Below are 23948 nucleotides of genomic sequence, written 5' to 3'. Positions count from 1 at the left end.
TATTCTTTTAAAACAACGAATTAACTCAAACCATGACTCAATCAAGCTATAACGCTGATGCGATTGAAGTACTCAGCGGACTGGAACCGGTGCGCCGTCGTCCGGGAATGTACACCGACACCACGCGTCCTAACCATTTGGGGCAAGAGGTTATAGACAACAGCGTCGATGAGGCATTAGCCGGGCACGCGCGCCGTATCGATGTGATTTTGCACGCCGATCAGTCACTAGAGGTGATTGACGACGGTCGCGGTATGCCGGTGGATATTCACCCCGAAGAGGGGGTTCCGGCGATTGAACTGATTCTGTGCCGGCTGCACGCCGGAGGGAAATTCTCCAATAAGAATTATCAGTTCTCGGGCGGTTTGCACGGGGTGGGGATCTCGGTGGTCAACGCGTTGTCTTCACGTGTGGAAGTGACGGTGCGGCGTGATGGTCAGGTGTACGATATGGCGTTTGAGAACGGCGACAAAGTGCAGGATCTGACCGTAACCGGCACCTGCGGCCGTCGTAATACCGGTACGCGCGTTCACTTCTGGCCGGATGAAAAATTCTTCGACAGCCCGCGTTTTTCCGTCTCTCGTTTGACGCACCTGCTGAAAGCCAAAGCGGTATTGTGTCCCGGCGTCGAGATCGTGTTTAAAGATAAGCTCAATAATACCGAGCAGCGCTGGTGCTATCAGGATGGGTTGAAGGATTATCTGTGCGAAGCGGTAAACGGATTGATCACCCTGCCGGAACAGCCGTTTCTGGGTTCCATTTCCGGCGATACGGAAGCCGTTGACTGGGCGCTGCTGTGGCTGCCGGAAGGCGGCGAATTGCTGACCGAGAGCTATGTTAACCTGATCCCGACCCCGATGGGCGGAACGCACGTCAACGGGTTGCGTCAGGGGTTGCTGGATGCGATGCGTGAATTCTGTGAATTCCGCAATATACTGCCGCGCGGCGTGAAGCTGAGCGCCGATGATATCTGGGAGCGCTGTGCTTACGTGCTGTCGGTGAAAATGCAGGATCCGCAGTTTGCCGGGCAGACCAAAGAGCGCCTGTCCTCACGCCAGTGCGCGGCATTCGTTTCCGGCGTGGTGAAAGATGCGTTCAGCCTGTGGCTAAACCAGAATATTCAGACCGCCGAGCAACTGGCGGAACTGGCGATCGCCAGCGCTCAGCGCCGCATGCGCGCCGCCAAAAAAGTGGTGCGTAAAAAACTGACCAGTGGCCCGGCGCTGCCCGGCAAGCTGGCCGACTGCACCTCGCAGGATCTGAACCGCACGGAACTGTTTCTGGTGGAAGGGGACTCCGCGGGCGGCTCCGCCAAGCAGGCCAGAGAACGTGAATTCCAGGCGATCATGCCGCTGAAAGGTAAGATCCTGAATACCTGGGAGGTGTCGTCCGATGAGGTGCTGGCTTCTCAGGAGGTGCACGATATCTCGGTGGCGATCGGTATCGATCCGGATAGCGACGATTTAAGCCAGCTTCGTTACGGCAAGATTTGCATTCTGGCGGATGCGGATTCGGATGGTCTGCACATCGCCACGCTGCTGTGCGCCTTGTTCGTTCGTCATTTCCGCTCGGTGGTGAAAGGCGGGCATGTGTATGTGGCGATGCCGCCGCTGTACCGGATCGATCTCGGTAAAGAGGTGTATTACGCCCTGGATGAAGAAGAAAAAGCGGGCGTGCTGGAGCAGCTCAAGCGTAAAAAAGGCAAACCCAACGTTCAGCGCTTTAAAGGGCTGGGCGAAATGAATCCGCTGCAATTACGCGAAACCACGCTCGATCCGAATACCCGCCGTTTGGTGCAACTGACGATAAACGACGACGATATCGATCAGACCATGGCGATGATGGATATGCTGCTGGCGAAAAAGCGCTCGGAAGATCGCCGCAACTGGTTGCAGGAGAAGGGCGACCGGGCGGAAATCGAGGTATAACGACGGCATCGGCCGGCGTTCAAACGGTAAAAACGGGATAAGCAAGCGCGGCGCTCTTATCCCGTCTCGTCGGACAATAATCAATGAGGCGTTTCCGCCTCACGACTCATCAGAAATCAACATTAATTCCCAGTTGGAAGGTGCGGCCCGGCGCGATGGCCAACTGCTGGTTGTAGTAGTTGATATCACCGGCATTGGTGCTGGTCGGCGCCTCGATATTGCGGCTGGTCTGATAATCCCAGTATTTGCGGTCGGTCAGGTTGTAGATGCCGCCGCTAAGCCTCACGTTTTGGGATACGCGGTAGTAAGCGGTCAGATCCACCAGCGCGTAACCCGGTACATGCATAAACGTATAATCGTCAGAACCCAGATTGTTTCCATTGGAAGGGAGCTTACGACCCGCCGCGTAAGTGGCGGTTTTGCCTTTGTTGAAAGTGGCGATCAGCGCGGCACCGTAGAGGCTGGACGGATCATCGTAGGCGATACCCACCACGGCTTTCTGCGGCGTTACCGAGTCCAGAGCGACATACGAGTCGCCGCTGGCGCTGGATTTTGATGCCCCTTCGGTGTAGCCGTAGGCCAGACGGGCGCTGAAGCCGTTCGCCTGTTCGAACCAGGTGCCGAGGTTGAATTTAGCGCTGATTTCACCGCCGTAGATATAGGCTTTATCGCGGTTCTCGGTCAGATAAAGAATGCTGAGATTACTCGGCACGCCGGCGAACAAGGCGGGATTATCGGCGCGGCGGTAGTAACCGTTGGCGATAAAGTTCTTGTAATCACTATAGAAGGCCGACGCGCTTAGCGTGACGCCTTCCACTATCTGACCTTTCAGCCCCAGTTCATAGTTATCGCTGGTTTCGGTTTTCAGGTTTGGATCGCTCAGGATGGCATAGCTACTGGAAGTGCCCATATAGCCGAGAGCCCAGGAGCCGTACAGTTGCCCGTCGGTGGGGAACTGGGCACCGCGCCGGTATTGAACGTAGGCCAGCAGATCGGGCGTGAGGGTGTACTGGAATGCGATGGACGGCAGAACCTGTCCATCGGCATTGGTGCCATACATGCCGGCGGCTTCGTCTGAAGTTACATTGCCATTAGTGTTGGTAAACAGATTGGACGCGTTCTTTGGTTCGGCGTGCTGCCAGGCAAAACGCACTCCGGGTACGACCGAGAAGTCGCGACCCGCCAGATCCCAGGTGATCTTGTCCTGTACGAAAGCGCCCAGATTGACGATTTCGCTATCCGCCTGCGGGCGCCCCAGATCGATACCCAGGCCGCTAGCCGTCAGATTTTCCGTGATGAACGGACGTTCTGTTTTCGACTGACGAGCATTGAAACCGTAGCTGATACTGTGATTACGCCATTCCTTGCTAGCCTTGCTCTCAAGACCGATGGTTTTGGTATCGTAGTTGCTCCAGACGGAAGCCGGCGTGGAAGCATCGGTGACGGTATAGTCGTGCGCTTCGGTTTGGGTATAAAACAGCTTGGTGTTCAGGCTGTCGAACAGCGCGAAATCTTCCGGCGTATAGAGATCCGCCAGACTGAATCCCCAACGGCGGGTCTGACTGTCCTGATAGGAGGTGCTGCCGTCAAGTGACGAGACGCCCGATGCGCTCATGTTCCAGGTCGGGAAATTGGCGTGATTGGTTTTGTGATAATAATCGACGGTGGCGGTAAGCTGATGCGAACTCGTCGCCTGCCAGATACCGGACGCCAATATCGCGTTGGAGTGCCAGTTGGCCGGGGTGCTGTCGATCGCGGCGTCGCGCTGGTTTTCGGTTTCATTGCCGTCGCGACGGCTGATGACGATAACGCCGCGCAGATCGTCGTCGCCGCCGGCCGCGGTAATGCCGTTGTGGACGCTGCGGTTGGCGGAGTCATAACCGGCCTGATAACCAAAATAGCTGTGCTTGCCGGCGTTTAGATAATCATTGGCGGATTTTGGTTTGAAAGAGACCGACCCGCCCAGCGCGTTATTACTGTTGGCGACCGACGTGGCGCCGGATTCGATATCCACTGAACCGTACAGGTACGGGTCGAGATAGTCGCCACGGCCAATGCCGGTGCTGCCCGTCTGGCGGCGACCGCTGACCGTGGATGTACCGCGATCGGTGGAAGACGGTAGCTCCACGCCGTCGATATCAATGGAGACCCGGTTGTTTTCCAGCCCGCGAATATTGTATCCACTGGCGCCGCCGCGGTCATAGCTGCTTTTACCTGCGCTGACGCCGCTGGTGACGCCCGGCGCGCTGATCAGCGGCTGGTAGCGCATGATGGTACTGAAATCGTTGCCGCCCTCTTTCTGCATATCGCTGGCGGTGATGATTGTCTTGGTACCGGCTTCTTTCTCAACTTTGGGCGAGTAAACCGTCATTACATCGCCGGTCGGCTCGGATTGGCTGGTCGGGGTCGTCTGATTTTTTGTCCCGGCGGCATCGTTGTTCGCCACGTTACGCTGTGCGGGTGATTGGCTATCGGCCGCCGTGCTGTTCAACGCTGTGCCGGCCAATATCCCGGTGAGAAGAATTTTATTGAGATTCTTATTAATTAACATAGTGATACTCTTTTCTATGGTTCTGTTCGACCAGCCATGCCGGGATAAACAGGACGATGCTGGCAGCCAACTTCAAAAGTTAACGTCTGATAACATTACAAAAAATATGGAAATGATAACCATTACCATATGATAATTATTATCATTGTTGGAAAAAATCATAATGAATAATTCTTAATAAAACGTTTTGGCGGGTAATCGGCCGCGTGGCTTTCGAGCGTTTCATCATCGACCGGCGCGCCCAAAATAAAGCCGTCAGGCGTCGCCGCCGGTGACGGGTGAGTCCGCCGGCGTTATCTGTGACAGGACACGGCCAGATAAGGTACTATTCCCGCCAAACATGCCGTGTAGCGTGTTAAAGAAAGCAATAATCGCGCTGCGATGTGAGGAAATGAGATAAATGAGTGAGATGACGCATGACGGCGCAGAAAGCCTGGCGCTGCACACGTTTACTGAAAATGCGTACCTGAACTACTCCATGTACGTCATCATGGATCGGGCGTTGCCGTTTATCGGCGACGGTCTGAAGCCGGTACAGCGCCGTATTATTTATGCCATGTCGGAGCTGGGCCTGAATGCCAGCGCCAAATTCAAAAAATCGGCCCGTACCGTCGGCGACGTGTTGGGTAAATATCATCCGCATGGCGACAGCGCCTGTTACGAGGCGATGGTATTAATGGCGCAGCCCTTCTCCTACCGCTATCCGCTGGTGGACGGGCAGGGGAACTGGGGGGCGCCGGACGATCCCAAATCATTTGCTGCCATGCGTTATACCGAATCCCGGCTGTCTAAATATGCTGAAACCCTGCTGGGAGAACTGGGGCAGGGGACGGTCGACTATGTGCCGAATTTTGACGGCACCATGCAGGAGCCGAAAATGCTGCCTGCCCGGCTGCCGAACATTCTGCTTAACGGCACGACCGGGATCGCCGTCGGTATGGCGACCGACATCCCGCCGCATAACGTCCGTGAAGTGGCGGCGGCGGCGGTGGCGCTGATCGATAAACCCGGCTCCTCGCTGGAAGATCTGTTGCAATACGTTCACGGGCCTGATTTCCCGACGGAAGCGGAAATCATTACCCCGCGTGATGACGTGCGTAAAATTTACCAGAACGGGCGCGGTTCGGTGCGTATGCGCGCCGTCTGGAAAAAAGAGGATGGCGAAGTGGTGATCACCGCGCTGCCTCATCAGGTTTCGGGGGCCAAAGTGCTGGAGCAGATAGCCAGCCAGATGCGCGCCAAGAAACTGCCGATGATTGAAGATCTGCGTGATGAATCCGACCACGAAAACCCTACCCGATTAGTGCTGGTGCCGCGCTCCAACCGTATCGATCTGGATCAGGTGATGAACCATCTGTTCGCCACCACCGATCTGGAAAAAAGCTACCGTATCAATATGAATATGATCGGTCTGGATGGTCGCCCCGCCGTCAAAGGGCTGGTGGAAATCCTGACTGAATGGCTGGTGTTCCGCCGTGATACCGTGCGCCGCCGCTTGAATTACCGTCTGGAAAAAGTGCTCAAGCGTTTGCATATTCTGGAAGGTTTGCTGATTGCGTTCCTCAATATCGATGAAGTGATCCACATTATTCGCACCGAAGACGAGCCTAAGCCGGTGTTGATGCGTCAGTTCAGCCTGAGCGAAACGCAGGCCGAAGCGATTCTGGAATTGAAATTACGCCATTTGGCCAAGCTGGAAGAGATGAAAATCCGCGGCGAGCAGGACGATCTGGCGAAAGAGCGCGATCATCTTCAGGCGTTGCTGGGATCTGAGCGTAAGCTGAGTAATCTGCTGAAAAAAGAAATTCAGGCGGATGCGCAAGCTTATGGCGACGATCGCCGTTCGCCGTTGCAGGAACGCGGCGAGGCGAAAGCCATGAGCGAACATGATTTTGTCCCGTCGGAACCCGTCACGATCGTGCTGTCGGAAATGGGCTGGGTACGCAGCGCCAAAGGACACGATATCGATCCTTCCGGGTTAAGTTATAAAGCGGGCGACAGCTTCCGTTCCGCCGCCCGCGGTAAAACCAATCAGCCGGTGGTGTTTATCGACTCGACAGGCCGCAGCTACGCGCTTGATCCGCTGACGCTGCCTTCGGCGCGCGGTCAGGGCGAGCCGTTGACCGGTAAGCTGACGCCGCCGCCGGGCGCGACCGTCGAACAGGTACTGATGGCCGCGGACGATCAACTGCTGTTGATGGCTTCCGACGCCGGCTATGGGTTTGTCTGTACCTTTAACGATCTGGTGGCGCGCAACCGCGCAGGAAAAGCGATTATCACCCTGCCGGACAATGCCAAGGTGCTGCCGCCGCTGGAGATTAACGGCGAGGACAATCTGCTGATGGCGATCACCGCCGCGGGCCGGATGCTGTTGTTCCCGGTTTCTGATTTACCGCAGTTGTCGAAAGGCAAAGGCAATAAGATCGTGTCTATTACGTCAGCAGACTTTGCCAGCGGCAAGGATCGCCTGACCTGGCTGTTGTTGCTGCCGCCGCAGGCATCGGTGACGCTGTACTTTGGTAAACGCAAACTGGTTCTGCGCGCCAACGAGCTACAAAAATATCAGGGCGAACGCGGGCGGAAAGGCACGCTGCTGCGTGGTCTGCAACGTATCGATCGCATTGATGTCGATGCCCCGAAACGGACTGGCGACGGCAGCAGCGAAGAGTAAAATCATCAACACCGGGGAAAAGGCGACGAGATAATATCGTCTTTTCCCCTGTTTGATCGATCCTTGCGGATTTTACCTAATTAAAACATCGCCAACCCGCGGCAAAGGGGAGCATGGTTTATCGCGCAGTATATTTGATGAAGGGTATATACTAGCGGCGGCGGTTGGCTAATGAGGTTGTTATGTTATTCATTCTTCGGTTTATTGTGGTGATTGTATTTTCGCTGCTGATCTGTATTTTTGGTTCTATTTACTGTCTTTTCAGTCCTAAAAATCCGCGTCACGTCGCAACATTCGGCCACCTCTTCGGACGTTTGTCGGTGGTTTTCGGTTTGAAGGTGGAAAAACGCATACCGGAAGAGGCGGCGCATTACGGCAAATGTATCTATATTGCCAACCACCAGAATAATTACGATATGGTCACCGCATCGAATGCGGTTCAACCGCGGACGGTGACCGTGGGCAAAAAAAGCCTGCTGTGGATCCCTTTCTTCGGCCCGCTGTATTGGCTGACGGGGAATCTGCTGATTGACCGCGAAAACCGGGCCAAAGCGCACGGCACCATTGCTCAGGTGGTCAAACACATCAAAGAGCACAATATTTCGATCTGGATGTTTCCTGAAGGAACGCGCAGCCGCGGTCGTGGGCTGCTGCCGTTTAAAACCGGGGCCTTTCACGCCGCCATCAGCGCGGAAGTGCCGATTGTACCGATTTGCATTTCCACCACCAGCAATAAAGTGAAGCTGAATCGCTGGAATAATGGTCATGTAATCGTGGAAATGTTGCCGCCGATCGATACCCGTTCCTACACTAAAGAGCAGGTTCGTGAACTGGCCGCGCACTGTCATGAGATTATGGCCGCCAAGCTGGCGCAGTTGGATGCGGAAGTCGCAGAACGCGAGGCGGCAGAAAAAAAATAAGCCAGCCAGACTTAGCCTGCTGCAACCTTTGACCGCCAGACATTCGGCAATATTGCGGTTTTTTGGGTGGTTTGACGATTACCGGTGGTTTCGGTCTTTCCGGTCCGGCATTGATATCTTCCGCACCGTCGTTCGGAAGCTAAATTTTGCATACGGTTTAACAGATTTACGGAGCAACTATGTCATTCAGCCGGCGTCAGTTTATTCAGGCATCGGGTTTAGCGTTGTGTGCGGCGAGTCAGCCTTTGTCGGCGCGGGTAAACGGCGCGTCAACCGCATTACCGATACCTCCATTGCTGGAGTCGCGGCGGGGCCAGCCTCTGTTTCTGACGATGCAACGCGTCCATTGGGCTTTTACCGGCGATCGTAAAGCGCCCGTCTGGGGCTTCAACGGACATTATCTCGGGCCGACGGTGCGGGTGTTTGACGGGGATGACGTTAAGCTGATTTACAGCAACCGGCTCAATGAACCGGTCTCCGTGACGGTCAGCGGATTACAGGTTCCCGGCTCGCTGATGGGCGGCGCGGCGCGTATCATTTCGCCGGGTATGGACTGGTCGCCGGTATTACCGATCCGCCAGCCGTCGGCCGCCTGTTGGTATCATGCCAACACGCCAAACCGGATGGCGCCTCATGTTTACAACGGGCTGGCGGGGCTGTGGCTGGTGGAAGACAGCAGCGGTAAATCATTACCGCTTCCCAATCACTATGGCGTGGATGACTTCCCGTTGATTATTCAGGATAAACGTCTGGATAGCTTCGGCGTGCCGATTTACAACCCGCCGGGCAGCGGCGGTTTTGTCGGCGATACGCTGCTGGTTAACGGCGTTCAGAACCCCTATGTTGAAGTATCCCGCGGCTGGGTGCGATTACGGCTGGTCAATGCATCGAATGCCCGCCGCTATATCATGCGGATGAGTGACCGACGCCCGATCCACGTTATCGCCAGCGATCAGGGGCTGTTGCCTGCCCCGATGGCGATTAATCAGATCTCGCTGGCGCCTGGCGAACGGCGGGAGATCCTGATTGATATGTCGCAGGGCGATGAGGTTACGCTTACCGCGGGCGAGTCGGCCGGGATTATGGATCGTCTGCGCGGGCTGTTTGAGCCATCCAGCATTTTGATTTCAACGCAGGTATTAACGCTGAAACCGACGGGGTTATTACCCCTGGTAACCGATAATCTGCCGATGCGTTTGCTGGCGGATAACATTATCGAAGGCAGCATCAGCCGCACGCGCGAGTTTCGTCTGGGCGATAGCCTGCCGGGGATCAACGGCGCAATGTGGGATATGACCCGCGCCGATGTCCAGACCCAATTAGGGCGCTGTGAGCGTTGGCTTATCCATGCCGATACCCCGCAGTCATTCCATATTCAAGGCGTAAAGTTTTTGGTGCGTAGCGTCAACGGGGGCGCTGTGCCGATAGAGGACAGCGGCTGGAAGGATACGGTGTGGGTGGATAACGATGTCGAACTGCTGGTGTATTTCACCCAACCCTCATCACAGGCTTTTCCCTTGCTCTACTACAGCCAGACGCTGGAAATGGCCGATCACGGCTCGGCCGGGCAGCTTGTCGTTCAGCCTACGGCCTGATGGTTGGCCGGTACAAAGGACGGACTGAGATCTTGAGCGGCGATATCGCCGGCAAATACCGCCGGCCGGCGAAGAAGAAAGGATCAATCGTTTTCCAGCGTGTCGGGATCGGGGCCAAGACGCTTGCCGTTGTCCAGTTTCGTTATTTCGCCCAGCTCATCCTTATCCAGACGAAAATCAAACACGTCGAAATTTTCTCTGATGCGCGCCGGGGTAACGGATTTCGGGATGACGACCAACCCGCTATCCAGATGCCAGCGGATCACGATTTGCGCCGGGGTTTTATCATATTTCGCCGCCAGCTTGCGGATAATGGGCTGATCGAATATGCCTTCGCCGCCTTGCGCCAGCGGACTCCAGGACTCGGTCTGAATACGATGGGTTGCGTTCCAGGTATGAAGCGGGCGCTGCTGGAAAAACGGGTGCAGTTCAATCTGATTGATAACGGGCAGCACGCCGGTTTCATCTTTCAGTCGTTGCAAGTGATGGGTGTGGAAATTGCTGACGCCGATACTTTTTACCAACCCCTGTTGCTGTAATTTAATCAGTCCTCGCCAGGCATCGACATAGGTATCCTGCTGCGGCAGCGGCCAGTGGATCAGATACAGATCCACATAGTTCAGTTGCAGTTTCCTCAGGCTTTCTTCCAGCGCTCTCTGCGGATCTTTCTGATCGCTGTTCCAGAGCTTGGTGGTGATAAACAGTTCTTCCCGCGGTATTTCCGCCGATTGCAGCGCCTGACCGACGCCCTGTTCATTTTTATAAATGGCGGCGGTATCAATCGCGCGATAACCCGTTTTTAATGCTTCGGTTACGGCCGTCACGGTTTCTTCATTACTTGCCCGCCAGACGCCAAGGCCTAACTGGGGCATGATGTTGCCGTCGGCCAGCTTAAGTTTAAGTTGCGTCATTTCACTCTCCTTTTTTGACCGCCACCTCACTGATGTACCCAATGAGCGGCGGGAGTGGCTAGCCCGTTAGTGTTGTGGCCGATGCGGTATCGGTTTCTTTCTCATATCGGGCGTGTCGCTTAATTCTAGTCGAAAAATGAAGCTATTGTTTCGCAGGCTAAGGAATAGTCTGCACGACGGTAAAGTCGGAAAAGCAACAGCGGGATAGTGGGGAACGGACTTTATCTCAGCGCGCGCCGATTGGCTCGGGCGCGATCAGGCGGCGGCGTGTTTTTTGCGCCATACCATAACGATCATGCCGATTAACCCGCTGACCAGCAGGATCACCGGCAGAAGGATCAGCGCTGTCATCACCTGATCTTCATAGCGTTTTACCAGGGGAATGTGGCTCATGCTGTAACCAAGCGTGACGATAACGCCGACCCAAAGGAAACCGCTGAGCCAGTTGAAGATCTGAAAGCGTGTGTTATTTAACCCGGAAATACCGGCAATGGTGGGCAACAGCGTACGGATGAATGCCAAAAAACGGCCGATCAGCAGCGCCACCAGCCCGTGATTGTGAAACAGACGATAAGCCCGCTGATGGTAGTGAGCGGGTAACTGCAACAGCCAGCCTTTAACCAGGCGGGTATCGCTCAGCCAGCGGCCCTGAAGATAGCTGAACCAGCATCCGAGGCTTGCTGCCACGGTCAGCAGGATCATGGTGGGAATGAAGTGCATGACGCCTTTGGCGATCATGGCGCCCGTCAGCAATAGCAGGCTGTCACCGGGAAGAAAAGAGGCGGGCAGTAAACCGTTTTCCAGAAACAGGGTTGCAAACAAAACACCGTAAATCACCCACATGACATGGGGATCGGCCAGCGCGCTGAAATCCTGATGCCATAGCGCCTGAATAATTTCGTGAACCACACTCATATTACTTCCTGCCAGCTGACTGATGCCCTAAAGAAAACGGAAACGGGTCAAAATGCCCGACCATATCGTGCTTAATATGCTGATATCAACGCAGGGCTAAGTTTAAGGTAAAGCGGTTTTAGTAAGAACTTATGCTCTCTATAATACACGCTTTACCCTCTCCGAGGCAGATAAATCAAGGGATATGAGTCCGGTCGCCGTCACACTTCCTTCATTCTGTTAAAGCCGGCGGCCAAATCGTCAATCAAATCATCACAGTCTTCCAGCCCGATATGTAACCGAATCAGCGTGCCGCTAAAGTCAACGCCGGCAACCGGACGGATTGATGCCAAATCATCCGGCTGGTTGGCCAGAATCAGCGATTCAAAGCCGCCCCATGAATACGCCATGCTGAAGTGTTCAAAATTATCCAGATAATGCGCCAACTGTGCGCTGCTCAGCTTGTCTTTTAATACAAACGAAAACAGACCGCTGCAACCTTTAAAATCACGGACATAGAATTCGTGGCCTTTACATTCCGGCAGCGCCGGATGATTAACCACGGCGACTTCGGGGCGTTCGGACAGCCATCTGGCGATGCGAATACTGCTTTCCTGGTGCTGTTTGAGCCTTACTCCCAGCGTACGCAGACCGCGGCTGGCGATATAGGCGGTATCGGCATCAACCATTTGTCCCATCAGATAGGAATGTTCGCGTAGCTGGGCCCAGCAGCGTTCGTTGGCGACGGCGGTGCCCAGCATGGCGTCAGAGTGACCGACGATGTACTTGGTGCCGGACTGCACCGAGATATCGACATCAAACTCCAGGGCTTTGAACAGCACGCCCGCCGCCCAGGTGTTATCCATGATGATAACGATTTCCGGATTGATACGGCGTACGGCTTGTACGATCGCCGGGACATCGTGGACTTCCATGGTCAGGGAGCCGGGAGACTCAAGAAACACTACTTTGGTGTTTTCCTGTATCAGTTCGCTGATGTCCGTGCCGATCAACGGATCAAAATAGGTCGTGCCGATATTCAACTTACTGAGTACTTGATTACAGAACCCCTGGGTGGGTTCGTAGGCGGAGCCGGTGACCAGCACATGATCGCCTGCCGACACGAAAGAAAGGATCGCATTGGCGATCGCCGCCGCGCCGCATGGGTACAACACACAGCCGGCGCCGCCTTCCAATTCGACCATCGCTTCCTGCAAAGAGAAATGGGTCAATGTGCCGCGACGGCCGTAGAATAATGCGCCTTTGGCCCGGTTGATGGTGGCGTGTTTTTTATCCTGGACGGTATCGAACACCAGCGAGGAAGCCCGCTGAATGACGGGGTTTACCGATCCCTGGGTGAATTTTTTGCTGCGTCCGGCGGAGACCAATGCCGTTGCCGTTTTCTTGCTTGTCATAACCGATATCACCTTATTCTCTTTTGGAGCCAGCCATGCGGGGCGATTCAAGACGCCCGGATGACCCCGTTTACCCGACTCATTGTATTCTGTGGTTTAATTCATTCTGGTCGTAGATGGTTAAACGCGCTGATACTTTCTACGTTATCACGGCTTAAGCGGCTTGTGGGCAGGCTTTTCGGATTGAGGCGAAAAACGCGTTAAATGGCAGGGGCAAGCTCGGGTTTACCAGCATGCCCCGGTGAGTGCGGGAAGGCGATTAAACGGATTCGGTGTAGCGCTTTGCTTTATAGGCCGGATGCATCAGGTTCTGGATAGAGAAGATATCGTCCAGTTCGCCTTCGGTGAGCAAGCCGCGTTCCAGCACCACTTCACGCACGCTCTTGCCGGTTTCGGCGCAGATTTTCCCGACGATATCGCCATTATGGTGACCGATGAACGGGTTCAGGTAGGTCACGATACCGATAGAATTGAAGACATATGCTTCACACACTTCTTTATTGGCGGTAATGCCATCGACGCATTTTTCCAGCAGGTTGCAACACGCATTCGACAGAATCTGGATGGACTCGAACATGGCTTGCCCAATGACCGGCTCCATGACGTTGAGCTGTAGCTGGCCTGCTTCTGCCGCCATGGTCACGCAGGTGTCATTACCGATAACCTTGAAGCACACCTGATTGACCACTTCCGGCACCACCGGGTTCACTTTCGCCGGCATGATGGACGATCCGGCCTGCAACTCCGGCAGGTTGATTTCGTTCAGACCGGTACGCGGGCCGGAAGAAAGCAAACGCAGGTCGTTACAGATCTTCGATAGCTTGACCGCCAGACGCTTGAGGGCGCTGTGTACCATCACGTAGGCGCCGCAGTCGGAGGTGGCTTCGATCAGATCCTCGGCCGGGACGCAGGGCAAGCCGCTGACGGCCGCCAGATAGCTTACCGCCAGATGCTGATATTCATCAGGCGTATTCAGGCGAGTGCCGATGGCGGTCGCCCCCAGATTCACTTCCAGCAGCAGTTCCGCGGTACGCAGCAGGTTGCGGTTTTCTTCTTTCAGCAGAATGTTGAAAGCGTGGAATTCCTGGCCCAGCGTCATCGGCACCGCATCCTGCAACTGGGTGCGGCCCATTTTCAGGATATTTTCAAATTCCTGGGCTTTACGCTCGAATCTCTGGCCCAGTTGGGTGATGGCATCCACCAGTTTCAGGATGGAGCTGTACACCGCCAGACGGAAACCGGTCGGATAGGCATCGTTGGTGGACTGACATTTATTCAGATGATCGTTCGGGTTAAGGTATTGATATTCACCTTTTTGATGACCCATCAACTCCAGGCCGATATTCGCCAGCACCTCGTTGGTGTTCATATTCACCGATGTACCCGCGCCGCCCTGATAGACATCCACTGGAAACTGATCCAGGCATTTGCCATTATTCAGTACCTCATCACACGCCTGAATAATCGTATCGGCAATATTACGTGGGATCGTTTGCAGCTCCCGGTTTGCCAACGCCGCCGCTTTTTTCACCATCACCATGGCGCGGACAAATTCTGGAATATCGCTAATCGTATGGTCACTAATATAAAAGTTTTCGACAGCCCGAAGCGTATGAATACCGTAATATGCATTGGCGGGAACTTCACGCGTACCTAACAGGTCTTCTTCTATACGAATATTATTTAACATAACCGTTATTCCTTTCATTTATCGATTTCATAGGCTGCCTGTTTTAAATATATAGCCGTGAGTCGGCGCTATTTATCAATGCGGCCGCTATTTGATAAGACAATATTTAGTCGTCACGATATTTATTTATCGTGATGAGATAATTTGGGTCAGGACGAATCATCCTCAATAAAAATGCCTTACGTGCTTATTTTAACGTGCCGATGATTAGTCTCCCGGTTATTGAAATTTTATAAATGTTCTATTCCATATCATTTGAGTTAATCGAAACCAATTTTTCTATTCCCCGATTAAGGTTCTCCAGTTTTGGAATAAAAACGGTCTTGATAATTTCATGCGTCACATCGCATGCTTCATCAAAGAAAGCGCTGTACTCATCGCGATGGCCGACAATATAAAGCGAACGTTTAATATTCAGTTGTTCCGGCATATGGGTCACAACCTGCCGGGAATGGATTTCCGATTGCAGAAAACTGATCGGGCTGGTCACGGCCCAACCGATCCCCGCGGCCACCATGGACGTTAAGGTATCCGCATTATCAAATTCGAGTCTGTTAGGAACGCGGATATCTATTCTGCGTAGATAACGTTCAATCTGCATGCCAATCTGTGAGTTGCGATTGAATCTCACCAGCGGCAACGCGGCGGACAACTCGCGAATATCCTCGATAGTCTTGATGCGTTTGCGATATTCCGGCGGCGTAATAATGAAATAGCCTTCGGAAAACAGACGGTAACGCACCACGCTATCGGTATCCATCAGCGGATCGCTGGTTACGATAAGATCCAGTTCACGCCGCATCAACGCTTCACCCTGCTGTGGGCTTAGGCCCGTACGAATCAGCAACTGCGATGAGCTTTTCAGCAAACGTTTGGTGAATACCGAACCGCAGGTGATGGCAAACGAGTCGACCAGACCGATGCGCAGGTCGGGTTTAATCCCTTTGCCCGCCTCCAGGACTTGCGCTTTCAGGTTGGCGATCTCTTCGGTCAGCACTTCTCCGCGGTTCTTTAACGCAATGCCATAGGGGGTCAAGACAAAAGGGCGTCTGGCCCGATTGACCAGCATGACGCCAAATTCATCTTCCAACAGCCTGATGGTTTGCGAAATGGCTGACGGTGTCAGGCCTAACCGCGCGGCCGCCGCGGTCATGCTTCCCGCCTCGGCCATCGTCACGAAGACGTGAACGGCATACATATCAATCGATTTATTGGCTGACATTATTCGCTTGACCATCTGGTATTGCCTACGGTGCAGGGCACTGGGTTATTGACGCATTCAGGTAAACATACAGTTTAACCCAGAATGCCTTGCCGGCAGGCGTTGTAACTGACGTCAGCTTAGTGAGTCAGACGCGGAAAAAATACGGCGTAGGTCACTGATTAATTTTTTCTTATAACTAGGTGTAGCTAAGCTGAAGGTAGCGGGGGAACAGGGCATTCCGCGTGTTCTTTTACATTTAGTCCTTACCATCAGCCCGCAGACATCAGGTCTTAATTTAAGCCGCTGCACTAATATAGAGCGTATGCGCAGGCTTTACGCACTGTCAACGTTCCTCTTGCCCCTTTCCTGAAAAAAATTGATTTAAATTCAATTAATTAAAAATTGGCATAACTTCTGCAATCCCTGTGAGACTTGTATACAAGTTTGAATCCATTTCCAACAGCTTACCCAACTGTCTGTTTTTATTCGGTGTGGCCGCCCGGCTCACCCTTTGGAGGATTAACGATGAAACGTATCACTCACCAGGCTTTATCTGTTCCTGCTAATCCACAACGTCGGCGCTTGCTCCGACTTTCCGCGCTGGCATTCGGTGCGATCGTCGCGGGTGAAACGCTGGGAATCTCCCCGGCGCAGGCTGCCGAGGATGACGAGATCCGCATTGGCTACTGGCCTATTGTCGGCGGGTTGCCGCTGTACGTCGCCATCGAACGCGGTTTTTTCAAGGAAGCGGGACTGAACGTGCGGGCGGTGAAGTTCGCCAGCCCCCAGCAGATTGTCGAAGGGATGATCACCAATCGTATTCATGGCTGCGCCAACGGTACGGCGACGGGCGCGCTGGGGCTGGGGGCGCAGACCATGCCGGAACTGTTTAAATTTATTTGCACCAATCCGTCCAATCATCAGTGGGTGCTGGACGAGTTTCTGGTTCCGATCGACAGCCCGGTAAAAAGCATCGCGGAGCTACAGGGCAAACGTATCGCCACCGGCCCCGGCATCCAGAATGTGACGCTGGCCAAGATCATTCTGGAGAAAAATGGTTTTACCGATCCTAAAGTGATCGAGCTGCCGGTGGGGCAACATATTCCTTCCCTCGCCGCCGGGCAGATTGACGGCGTCTATACCCTGGAACCCACCGGCACGGTCGGCAAGATGAGAAATCTGGCGCGCACGCTGGAAACCGGCGTGATTTCCAAATATGTCCTCGACGATGCCGATGCGCCCTGGTTTGGCGGCGCGGCGGCGCTAACCAGCGGCTTTATCAGCGGCAATGCGGATAAGGCCAAGCGTTTTATCGACGCCTACGCCCGCGCCGTCGAATTCATTCAGACTCAGCCGGATGCCGCACGAGAAAATATCGGTAATTTTACCGGTATCGACAGCGCGTTGTTGAAGCAGGTGCCGCTGCCGAATTTTGTGATGTATAACCACATGACCCCTCAGGATATTGGTTACTTCCAGAAGTTCTACGACATTTTTACCGAACGTAAGATTTTTCGCGACCCCATTTCCGTCGCGGCGCTGATGTATTCAGCTTAAAACCAGGAGAGATTATGAATCGTAAGCTGTTGCCTTTTCTTGGCCCCATTTTGCTGTTTCTGCTGTGGCAGCTTGCCGTCAGCGCCAAATGGCTGAATCCGGTGCTGCTGCCTTCCCCGACGGAGACGCTGAGTTATCTGTTTCACGCCCTTGGCGAGGCGGGAATGCGTCAAGATATTTCCTCGACGCTTTACCGCACCCTGATGGCGTTCGCCTTTGCCGCGGCGATCGGTGTGCCGCTCGGCGTCATTCTCGGCAGCAGCGAAACAGTGTATCGCAGCGTTGAATTTCTGATCGATTTTTTCCGATCGACGCCGTCTTCGGCGCTTATTCCTTTGTTCTTATTGATTTTCGGGATTACCGATGCGAATAAAATCGCCATTGCCGCTTTTGCCGCAGTACTGGTGATCCTGTTTAACAGCGCCTATGGGGTGATGAACGCGAAGAAAACCCGGGTGATGGCCGCGCAGGTCATGGGGGTGTCCCGCTGGCATATTTTCAAAGACATCATGCTGATGGAAAGCCTGGCGCAAACCTTTGTCGGGCTGCGCACTGGCGTGTCGATGGCGCTGGTGATCGTGATCGTCGCGGAAATGTTCATCGGATCGGAAACCGGGCTGGGCCATCGCATTATCGACGCCCAACAAATTTTCAACATCAGGGATATGTATGCCTCGATTCTGATAACCGGTGCGCTGGGTTATCTGTTGAATCTGCTTTTTTTACTGGTTGAGAAGAGAATTGTTCACTGGAGCGGCAAAGCATGACGAAACCTATCGCATTACAGCCAGACTACCGTGGGCCGCAGTTGGATCAATATCCGCCGGCCGATACGCATGTAACCATTCGCGGGCTGGACAAGTCTTTTGCCGGGCAGCCGTTGTACAGCAATCTGAATCTGGATTTGCCGCGCGGCAAAATTGTTTCGATATTCGGCCCGAATGGCTGCGGCAAGTCGACGCTGATGAATATGATTGCCGGGCTGATACCGGTGGATAAAGGGGAAATCCTGTTCGACGGTAAGCTGCTGGCGGATACCACCATCGGCTACGTATTCCAGAACTATCGCGATGCGTTGTTTCCCTGGATGAGCGCCTACGCGAATATCGCTTATCCGTTGATTCGCCGCGGCATGAAGAAGGCAGAGGTAAAACAGCGGGTGGAGGAACTGATCGCCATGTTTGAAATCCGTTTCGACCTCCAGCGTTACCCTTATGAGCTTTCCGGCGGGCAGCAACAGACCGTGTGCATCATGCGCGCGCTGGGGCCAAAGCCGGAAGTGATGTTTCTTGACGAACCTTTTTCCGCGCTGGATTTTGAGATGACGCTGTTTATCCGCGACAAATTACAGGAAGTGCAGATTGCCACCGGGGTAAGCATGCTGATCGTCTCGCACGACCTGGAGGATGCGGTATTCCTGGCGGATGAGATCCTGCTGCTGACCCGCCGCCCGACGCAGGTTGCCGAAGTGGTTCCTTTTAACCTGCCGAGGCCGCGCGGCGCCGAGGCGATGAGCGATCCGGAGTTTATTCGGGTCAAAGCCCATACGCTGGCGGTATTTAAACGCGAGATGGCGTCGTAAATTCGGCCGCAGCAGGTGAGAAAAACATGTTGTTTGCTGGATCATCAGCGCCTGCTGCGCTACCGTCTCTGCGCCTGCTTTCTCATTCTCAGGGATAAGATGTCACATTACCGTATTTCCGGGCTTCGCCCATTTTGTCTGCTGGCTTTGTTGGTGCTGGCCGGGTGTGCGAGTCACATTTCACCGACGCCGGCGCCGCGCCCGGCGGAGATCCGCGCGCAACTGCTGAAACTGTTGCCTGCCAACGTCAGCGATCGTCAGGGATGGGCAACCGATATTGCCGCCGCGTTTACCGCACAAGGCATTGAGGCCAGTAATGAAAATCTGTGCTCGGTACTGGCGGTCACCGAGCAGGAATCGACGTTCAAGGCCGATCCGCAGGTGCCGGGGTTATCGAAAATCGCCTGGCAGGAGATCGATCGCCGCGCGGAGAAACTGCATATTCCGGCTCTGCTGGTGCGAACCGCGTTGCTCATTAAATCACCTAACGGCAAAAGTTACAGCGAACGGTTGGACAAGGTGCGCAGCGAAAAAGAGCTGAGCGCGATCTTTGATGATTTCATCAATATGGTGCCGATGGGGCAAACGCTGTTCGGGCGGCTGAATCCGGTACGCACCGGCGGGCCGATGCAGGTGAGCATTGCGTTCGCCGAGGCCAACGCCAAAGGCTATCCGTACCAGGTAGACGGCTCGATCCGCCGTGAAGTGTTCAGCCGACGTGGGGGAATGTACTTCGGGATTATGCATCTGCTGGGCTATCCCGCGAATTACACCCAATCCCTCTATCGCTTTGCTGATTTTAATGCTGGCTGGTACGCCAGTCGCAATGCGGCCTTCCAGCGGGCGGTTAGCCGCCTGAGCGGCATTACGCTGGCGCTGGATGGCGATTTAATCAATTACGCTTCCGATAAACCGGGCTCGACGGAACTGGCGGTGCGTTCGCTGAGTAAACGTCTGGACATGAGCGATGCGGCGATCCGCCGCGCGCTGGAAAAAGGCGACAGTCTGGATTTTGAAAACACCAGTTTGTATGAGCGAGTCTATGCGTTGGCCGATAAATCCAACGGCGGCAAGACGCCGCGTGAAATCTTGCCGGGCATCGCATTGGAAAGCCCCAAAATCACCCGTAAATTGACGACGGCATGGTTCGCGAAACGGGTCGACGAGCGTCGCCAGCGCTGTATGGGCAGAGTGCAATAAGCTATTGCTTTTGTAGTGACTGGACGCCTGATTTCTATAAATCCGCCGCCAGCACAACTCATGAGCATAGACTGCGGCTACAGGCCATGCGCATCCGCGAGTGCGCAGACTTTCTCGCAAGGCTTGGCTGTACGGGCGATAATGCCTGTCAGAGCAAATGGGGAGTAATTTAGCCAGTGCCGCTAATTCACGTTCTGGTGAAATGCGTTTCATGGTATCTCCCCATCGCGCCATTAGTGTTGTTGATGGGGGGCTCTGATTGATGTCTATTGATGTTCTGTTGGTGCGAAGGCCGGACTCGAATGATGATTTAAATCAATTGAAATAATTGATTTAAATTTAAAATTAAATTTTAATCGACCCCCTTTTTGACCCCATTATGCTTCTATGATGGAAGTTTTTGCATTAAAAACAGACTCTCCATGTGGAGACCAGGTCGTAATGTTCGTCTGGGATGCACTCAATCAACCTAGCGCAAGGATATCCTTGCCATTCGCTTCAATCACCCTCGATCCGGCCTGCTTAAGTGCGCCATAGTAAGTTCATTCATCCATACTCGAGCGTAATTATCAGGGCGAAGAACATGCAATACTGAGGGCAATACTCGGGCTGACTGCAATCCTTGTTATGACAAGGTCCCCATATTTGGAGATAACCAAAGTACCTTCATTCAAGCTTGTTAAAATAGGTTATAAAGCGCCGTATTGCCGCAACATTTCCAAATTCTTGAGTTTGAACCAATAAAGGGGACTCGCTCCTTTATTTTCACTTGGTTCAGTGCCTTTTTCAACATTCCATTGGTGAAGTAGCAACCATACGAGTGCGGAACGTTCTGTCAGGAATAGCTCATCTTCTCCTTCAGCTATTCCAAAATCATTTCGAACCGTTTCTTTTGTTTTTTCAGTAAGAGCGGGATGAATCTCTAAAGCAACAGGAACATTTGTATTCCATTGCATATCCTGAACAATGCTCTCATGAAGAAGTTGCTCCGTTTCTTTAGACTCATCGATATCACTGACTGATGCTACGCGAGCAAAGTTAAAGTTTTTAAATTTCTGGGTGATAGATTCATTTCGATCAAAAGCTCGAAATATCCAGTTTCTGCCGTCAAAAATTATAGCTAGAGGAACTAAAACTCTTTCTGTACTGTTCATACTATTAGCTGAATTATAACAACATTTAAGCGCTTTTTTTTCGTATATAGCCCTAGTGATCATTGCAACATGGTTACAATTTAATAAGTTGGGTGTTTGCCCAACTCTGGCGTAGGAAACCACTGATTTATTGATTAATCGATTCTTATTAAACCCAGAAGCTAGCATTTCTAAGGCTTCTTCTGCTTTTATATTGATCAGAGGAGTAAACTTCTCTTTATTGATCACATTGACCTTTTCAGAACGATCATAATTCATATTACTCGGTCTGTAGGCATTGTATTGCCCTAGCACCCTTGTAGCTGAGGCTTCAGCAAGGCCGAAAGCATCACCAAGGTCAGTTCTTGAAATTCTCCCCGTATAGTTTAGGCGAAAATCGATGTAAGCCATCCGCTCTGCAATGATGAGATCGTCTCGCTGGATATCGCTAAAGCTTTTCAAATGATTCATTTTTACTCTCCTTTTTCCACACCATACAGATCTTTTTTGCTGATGTCACCGATCAAAAAGATCGGTGATTCGAATATTTTTGTTGAAAAATGCATCTCACAACATTAGAGTAGGCATATGTAGACAAAAACACCTAGTCACAGGTCTACATATTGTGTTTTCAATGGAGATTAAAAATGGCTACAAATCCGCCAAGTGGTGATGGTCACCGCAATGGGATGATTAAAAGTCGTTCCCAAGTTTACAACCCGAAAACTGATCAATGGGTGAAACGAGATGCAGAGACAGGTCAGTTCATGGATGTAAAGAAGGATGGAAATCCTTTCAAAGGAGTAAGGAAGGAGAAATCAGTGTGATGAAACAAGAGAAAAAACCGGCTATGAAGCTGCAACTTTTTAGCCGGTTCACAAACCTAGTCCAGTGGTGCTATGCACCATTGATTCAACGATTACCTAAGTCTGTAGGGCCGACATTATCCCGTTTTCTAGTTGTCAGTCAACAGGCAAAGGTAAAATACGGAGATAAAAGTAATGGCCCTAGTACCAACACCAGTTACTGAAGAAGGATTCATTTACAGACCATACATTACCAAAAATGGTAAACGTATCTACCGAAAAGGTGGCGGAATGTTCAAGATCCCCATCAGTACACTAAAAGATAAGCAGTAACGTCAAAGTCGGCATTCTGTTATGAAGAATGCCGACTTTCTTCTTTTACTCAAAACTTATCTTCCAAAATTGTCATATTAAGAATAAGCCTGCACAACTTAATCAAACTAACACCTTCAACCCATGCTTCCGCACCACGGTAAGCAGTTTCAGAGATAACCCGCTGGGGCGTTTTACGCCGCTTTCCCATTTCTGTACCGTCGAAACACTGGTATTCAGGTAGCTGGCGAAAACTGGCTGGCTGACGTTCAGCTTTTCACGTAGTGCCTTAATCTCAATGGGCTGAAGATCGTCCACGCTATTGAGACACGCTTTGTCAAAGTTGCGCATCGTTTCCTGTGGGATAGCATCGACGCTGAATAATCCAGAAGCCGCGCTATGGATAGCCTCAAATGCAGGACTCTTGAATTTACTTTTTGCGGTCATGGCAAATCTCCACCCGTTCTTTACTATTGATCACCGCCTAGATAGCTTCACACAACTCGCTATCCTTGATGGCGTGGGATTTAGCCGCCTTAGTGAACCATTTGGTTTTGAATACACGTATCAGCTGACATCCTGTAACCTTAACTATAGCACTAAGTGCTAGATTACTCTTTTTTCTGGCAGAGTCAAAGTGCTTGAAACTTGCAAAGCTCTGTCGTATTTTTGACCATGAAACCATGCTGTCGATGACAGCCACCAATGTTTCCAGTATCGGGATGATACGAGTGACCTGTGAGAAACGCCTTCGGGTGGTCACAATGCCAAAGTCATAAGGAATGGAGCGTGGTCTGAGACTGACGCCTTACGGGCGACCACAAACACTTCCGTAGCCTGCAAGGAAGAACGCGCACAGTTGCGTGTGGTAAATCTGCCAGCCTTTGAAAGCAGATATCACCGGGTAGTTTGAACGCCGTTGCGAGCGTGGTGATGAAGGTCTGTTTTGACTAAACCTCAAGCCCAACATTACAGTGGGCTTCACTATACCCAGCCAGAGAGCGGCTTCCATACCGTAGGAGACTGGCCGTAGCTGCAACGTTTATCGTTGCGGTGATTTCACTTCATAGGCGGCTTAAACAGCGCTTAATTCTCGTAAGTTCACGTATCGTGCAACTTCGGTTTTACTCGTCTCAATGATTTGCGTCTGCGCGTGTGAACGTGCTGGCTGCGCGCTGCTATGCCGTCAGGCATCTGCTACGCGCCTGCCTGCAACGTTTGCACCGGCGTCACTTTTTCCGTGTCAACGGATGAAAGTGACGCCGCAGCCTAAGACCCCATCAGCCCCTGAGACATGCACCTCAACCACTGCGTCATGAATCTGACACACCCGTTTGTGCCGGACTGATCGCTTTTTTTACAGGAGATTGAACCGATACCGAGGCAGGCCTAACAGCCTGAGAGGAAAACCTGCAACCGCAGGCGGCCGCACCGAGTGCATAGCCGACACCTCCCAAGACCTCAACTGCTGTCCGCTCTGGCGCACAGGTATCGTTCAAGGCAGGTCAATTGCGATTGTTTCTGCCCTTTCCCATGCGCCAGAGAAAAGCATCCAGTTGAATTATGAGAGGTAAGTTGC

At 52.7% G+C, this 23948-nt stretch carries 17 protein-coding genes and 1 pseudogene; 9 read left to right on the top strand and 9 right to left on the bottom strand.

What is annotated here, in order from left to right:
• Window positions 1-32 precede the first annotated feature (32 nt).
• The gene (parE, locus tag JG725_RS11275; RefSeq protein WP_172290341.1) at window positions 33-1928 is read left to right on the top strand and encodes a DNA topoisomerase IV subunit B; all 1896 of its coding nucleotides are present in this window, start codon (window positions 33-35) and stop codon (window positions 1926-1928) included.
• 109 nt (window positions 1929-2037) lie between these two features.
• Here the strand turns inward: parE and JG725_RS11270 are convergent, their stop codons facing one another.
• Complete coding sequence (locus JG725_RS11270; protein ID WP_199378055.1) at window positions 2038-4479, bottom strand: TonB-dependent hemoglobin/transferrin/lactoferrin family receptor; 2442 nt, start codon at window positions 4477-4479, stop codon at window positions 2038-2040.
• Window positions 4480-4879: 400 nt separating this feature from the next.
• On the opposite strand from JG725_RS11270, the gene parC reads away from it, so the two are divergent.
• The 3 genes from parC to ftsP all read left to right on the top strand — a co-directional run bounded on the left by parC (window position 4880) and on the right by ftsP (window position 9665).
• Window positions 4880-7150 (top strand): DNA topoisomerase IV subunit A, encoded by a 2271-nt coding sequence (gene parC / locus JG725_RS11265; RefSeq protein ID WP_172290339.1) that lies wholly within the window; start codon window positions 4880-4882, stop codon window positions 7148-7150.
• A 182-nt stretch (window positions 7151-7332) separates the two neighbouring features.
• Window positions 7333-8070 (top strand): 1-acylglycerol-3-phosphate O-acyltransferase, encoded by a 738-nt coding sequence (locus JG725_RS11260; RefSeq protein ID WP_199378053.1) that lies wholly within the window; start codon window positions 7333-7335, stop codon window positions 8068-8070.
• Between the two features lie 179 nt (window positions 8071-8249).
• Entirely contained in the window at window positions 8250-9665 is a 1416-nt protein-coding gene (gene ftsP, locus JG725_RS11255) for a cell division protein FtsP (protein WP_199378051.1), read from the top strand.
• 83 nt (window positions 9666-9748) lie between these two features.
• On the opposite strand, the gene dkgA is transcribed toward ftsP, so the two are convergent.
• From dkgA to JG725_RS11230, 5 genes are all read right to left on the bottom strand, one after another.
• Window positions 9749-10576 (bottom strand): 2,5-didehydrogluconate reductase DkgA, encoded by an 828-nt coding sequence (gene dkgA / locus JG725_RS11250; RefSeq protein WP_199378049.1) that lies wholly within the window; start codon window positions 10574-10576, stop codon window positions 9749-9751.
• A 255-nt stretch (window positions 10577-10831) separates the two neighbouring features.
• Window positions 10832-11491, bottom strand: coding sequence for a DedA family protein (locus JG725_RS11245; RefSeq protein ID WP_172290335.1), 660 nt, complete (start codon window positions 11489-11491; stop codon window positions 10832-10834).
• 200 nt (window positions 11492-11691) lie between these two features.
• Window positions 11692-12885 (bottom strand): cystathionine beta-lyase, encoded by a 1194-nt coding sequence (gene metC / locus JG725_RS11240; protein ID WP_172290334.1) that lies wholly within the window; start codon window positions 12883-12885, stop codon window positions 11692-11694.
• A gap of 259 nt (window positions 12886-13144) precedes the next feature.
• Window positions 13145-14575: an aspartate ammonia-lyase gene (gene aspA / locus JG725_RS11235; protein WP_199378047.1), complete on the bottom strand. Its 1431-nt coding sequence runs from the start codon at window positions 14573-14575 to the stop codon at window positions 13145-13147.
• A 241-nt stretch (window positions 14576-14816) separates the two neighbouring features.
• Window positions 14817-15812, bottom strand: coding sequence for a LysR family transcriptional regulator (locus tag JG725_RS11230; RefSeq protein ID WP_199378045.1), 996 nt, complete (start codon window positions 15810-15812; stop codon window positions 14817-14819).
• A 492-nt stretch (window positions 15813-16304) separates the two neighbouring features.
• On the opposite strand from JG725_RS11230, the gene JG725_RS11225 reads away from it, so the two are divergent.
• From JG725_RS11225 to JG725_RS11210, 4 genes are all read left to right on the top strand, one after another.
• Window positions 16305-17336 carry an ABC transporter substrate-binding protein gene (locus JG725_RS11225; protein WP_172290331.1) on the top strand — a complete coding sequence of 344 codons (1032 nt, stop codon included), beginning with the start codon at window positions 16305-16307 and terminating at the stop codon, window positions 17334-17336.
• A gap of 14 nt (window positions 17337-17350) precedes the next feature.
• Complete coding sequence (locus JG725_RS11220) at window positions 17351-18103, top strand: ABC transporter permease (RefSeq protein ID WP_172290330.1); 753 nt, start codon at window positions 17351-17353, stop codon at window positions 18101-18103.
• The gene (locus JG725_RS11215; protein ID WP_172290329.1) at window positions 18100-18918 is read left to right on the top strand and encodes an ABC transporter ATP-binding protein; all 819 of its coding nucleotides are present in this window, start codon (window positions 18100-18102) and stop codon (window positions 18916-18918) included. The genes JG725_RS11220 and JG725_RS11215 overlap by 4 nt, the downstream gene beginning before the upstream one ends.
• 99 nt (window positions 18919-19017) lie before the next feature.
• Window positions 19018-20118 (top strand): DUF1615 domain-containing protein, encoded by a 1101-nt coding sequence (locus JG725_RS11210; protein ID WP_199378043.1) that lies wholly within the window; start codon window positions 19018-19020, stop codon window positions 20116-20118.
• Between the two features lie 689 nt (window positions 20119-20807).
• On the opposite strand, the gene JG725_RS11205 is transcribed toward JG725_RS11210, so the two are convergent.
• Window positions 20808-21722: a WYL domain-containing protein gene (locus JG725_RS11205; RefSeq protein ID WP_199378041.1), complete on the bottom strand. Its 915-nt coding sequence runs from the start codon at window positions 21720-21722 to the stop codon at window positions 20808-20810.
• A 176-nt stretch (window positions 21723-21898) separates the two neighbouring features.
• Between JG725_RS11205 and JG725_RS11200 the strand changes: the two genes are divergently transcribed.
• Entirely contained in the window at window positions 21899-22078 is a 180-nt protein-coding gene (locus JG725_RS11200; RefSeq protein WP_199378039.1) for a hypothetical protein, read from the top strand.
• Window positions 22079-22492: 414 nt separating this feature from the next.
• Here JG725_RS11200 and JG725_RS11195 read toward each other — a convergent pair whose 3' ends face one another.
• Complete coding sequence (locus JG725_RS11195) at window positions 22493-22816, bottom strand: DNA-binding transcriptional regulator (RefSeq protein ID WP_199378037.1); 324 nt, start codon at window positions 22814-22816, stop codon at window positions 22493-22495.
• Between the two features lie 40 nt (window positions 22817-22856).
• A pseudogene (locus tag JG725_RS11190) lies at window positions 22857-22937 on the bottom strand (type II toxin-antitoxin system RelE/ParE family toxin); the annotation flags it as partial.
• Between the last annotated feature and the right edge of the window lie 1011 nt (window positions 22938-23948).

It is taken from the genome of Brenneria sp. L3-3C-1, assembly GCF_016456245.1.
In the GTDB taxonomy this organism is placed as follows: Bacteria; Pseudomonadota; Gammaproteobacteria; order Enterobacterales; family Enterobacteriaceae; genus Brenneria.
This window is presented reverse-complemented; position numbering and strand designations above follow the sequence as displayed.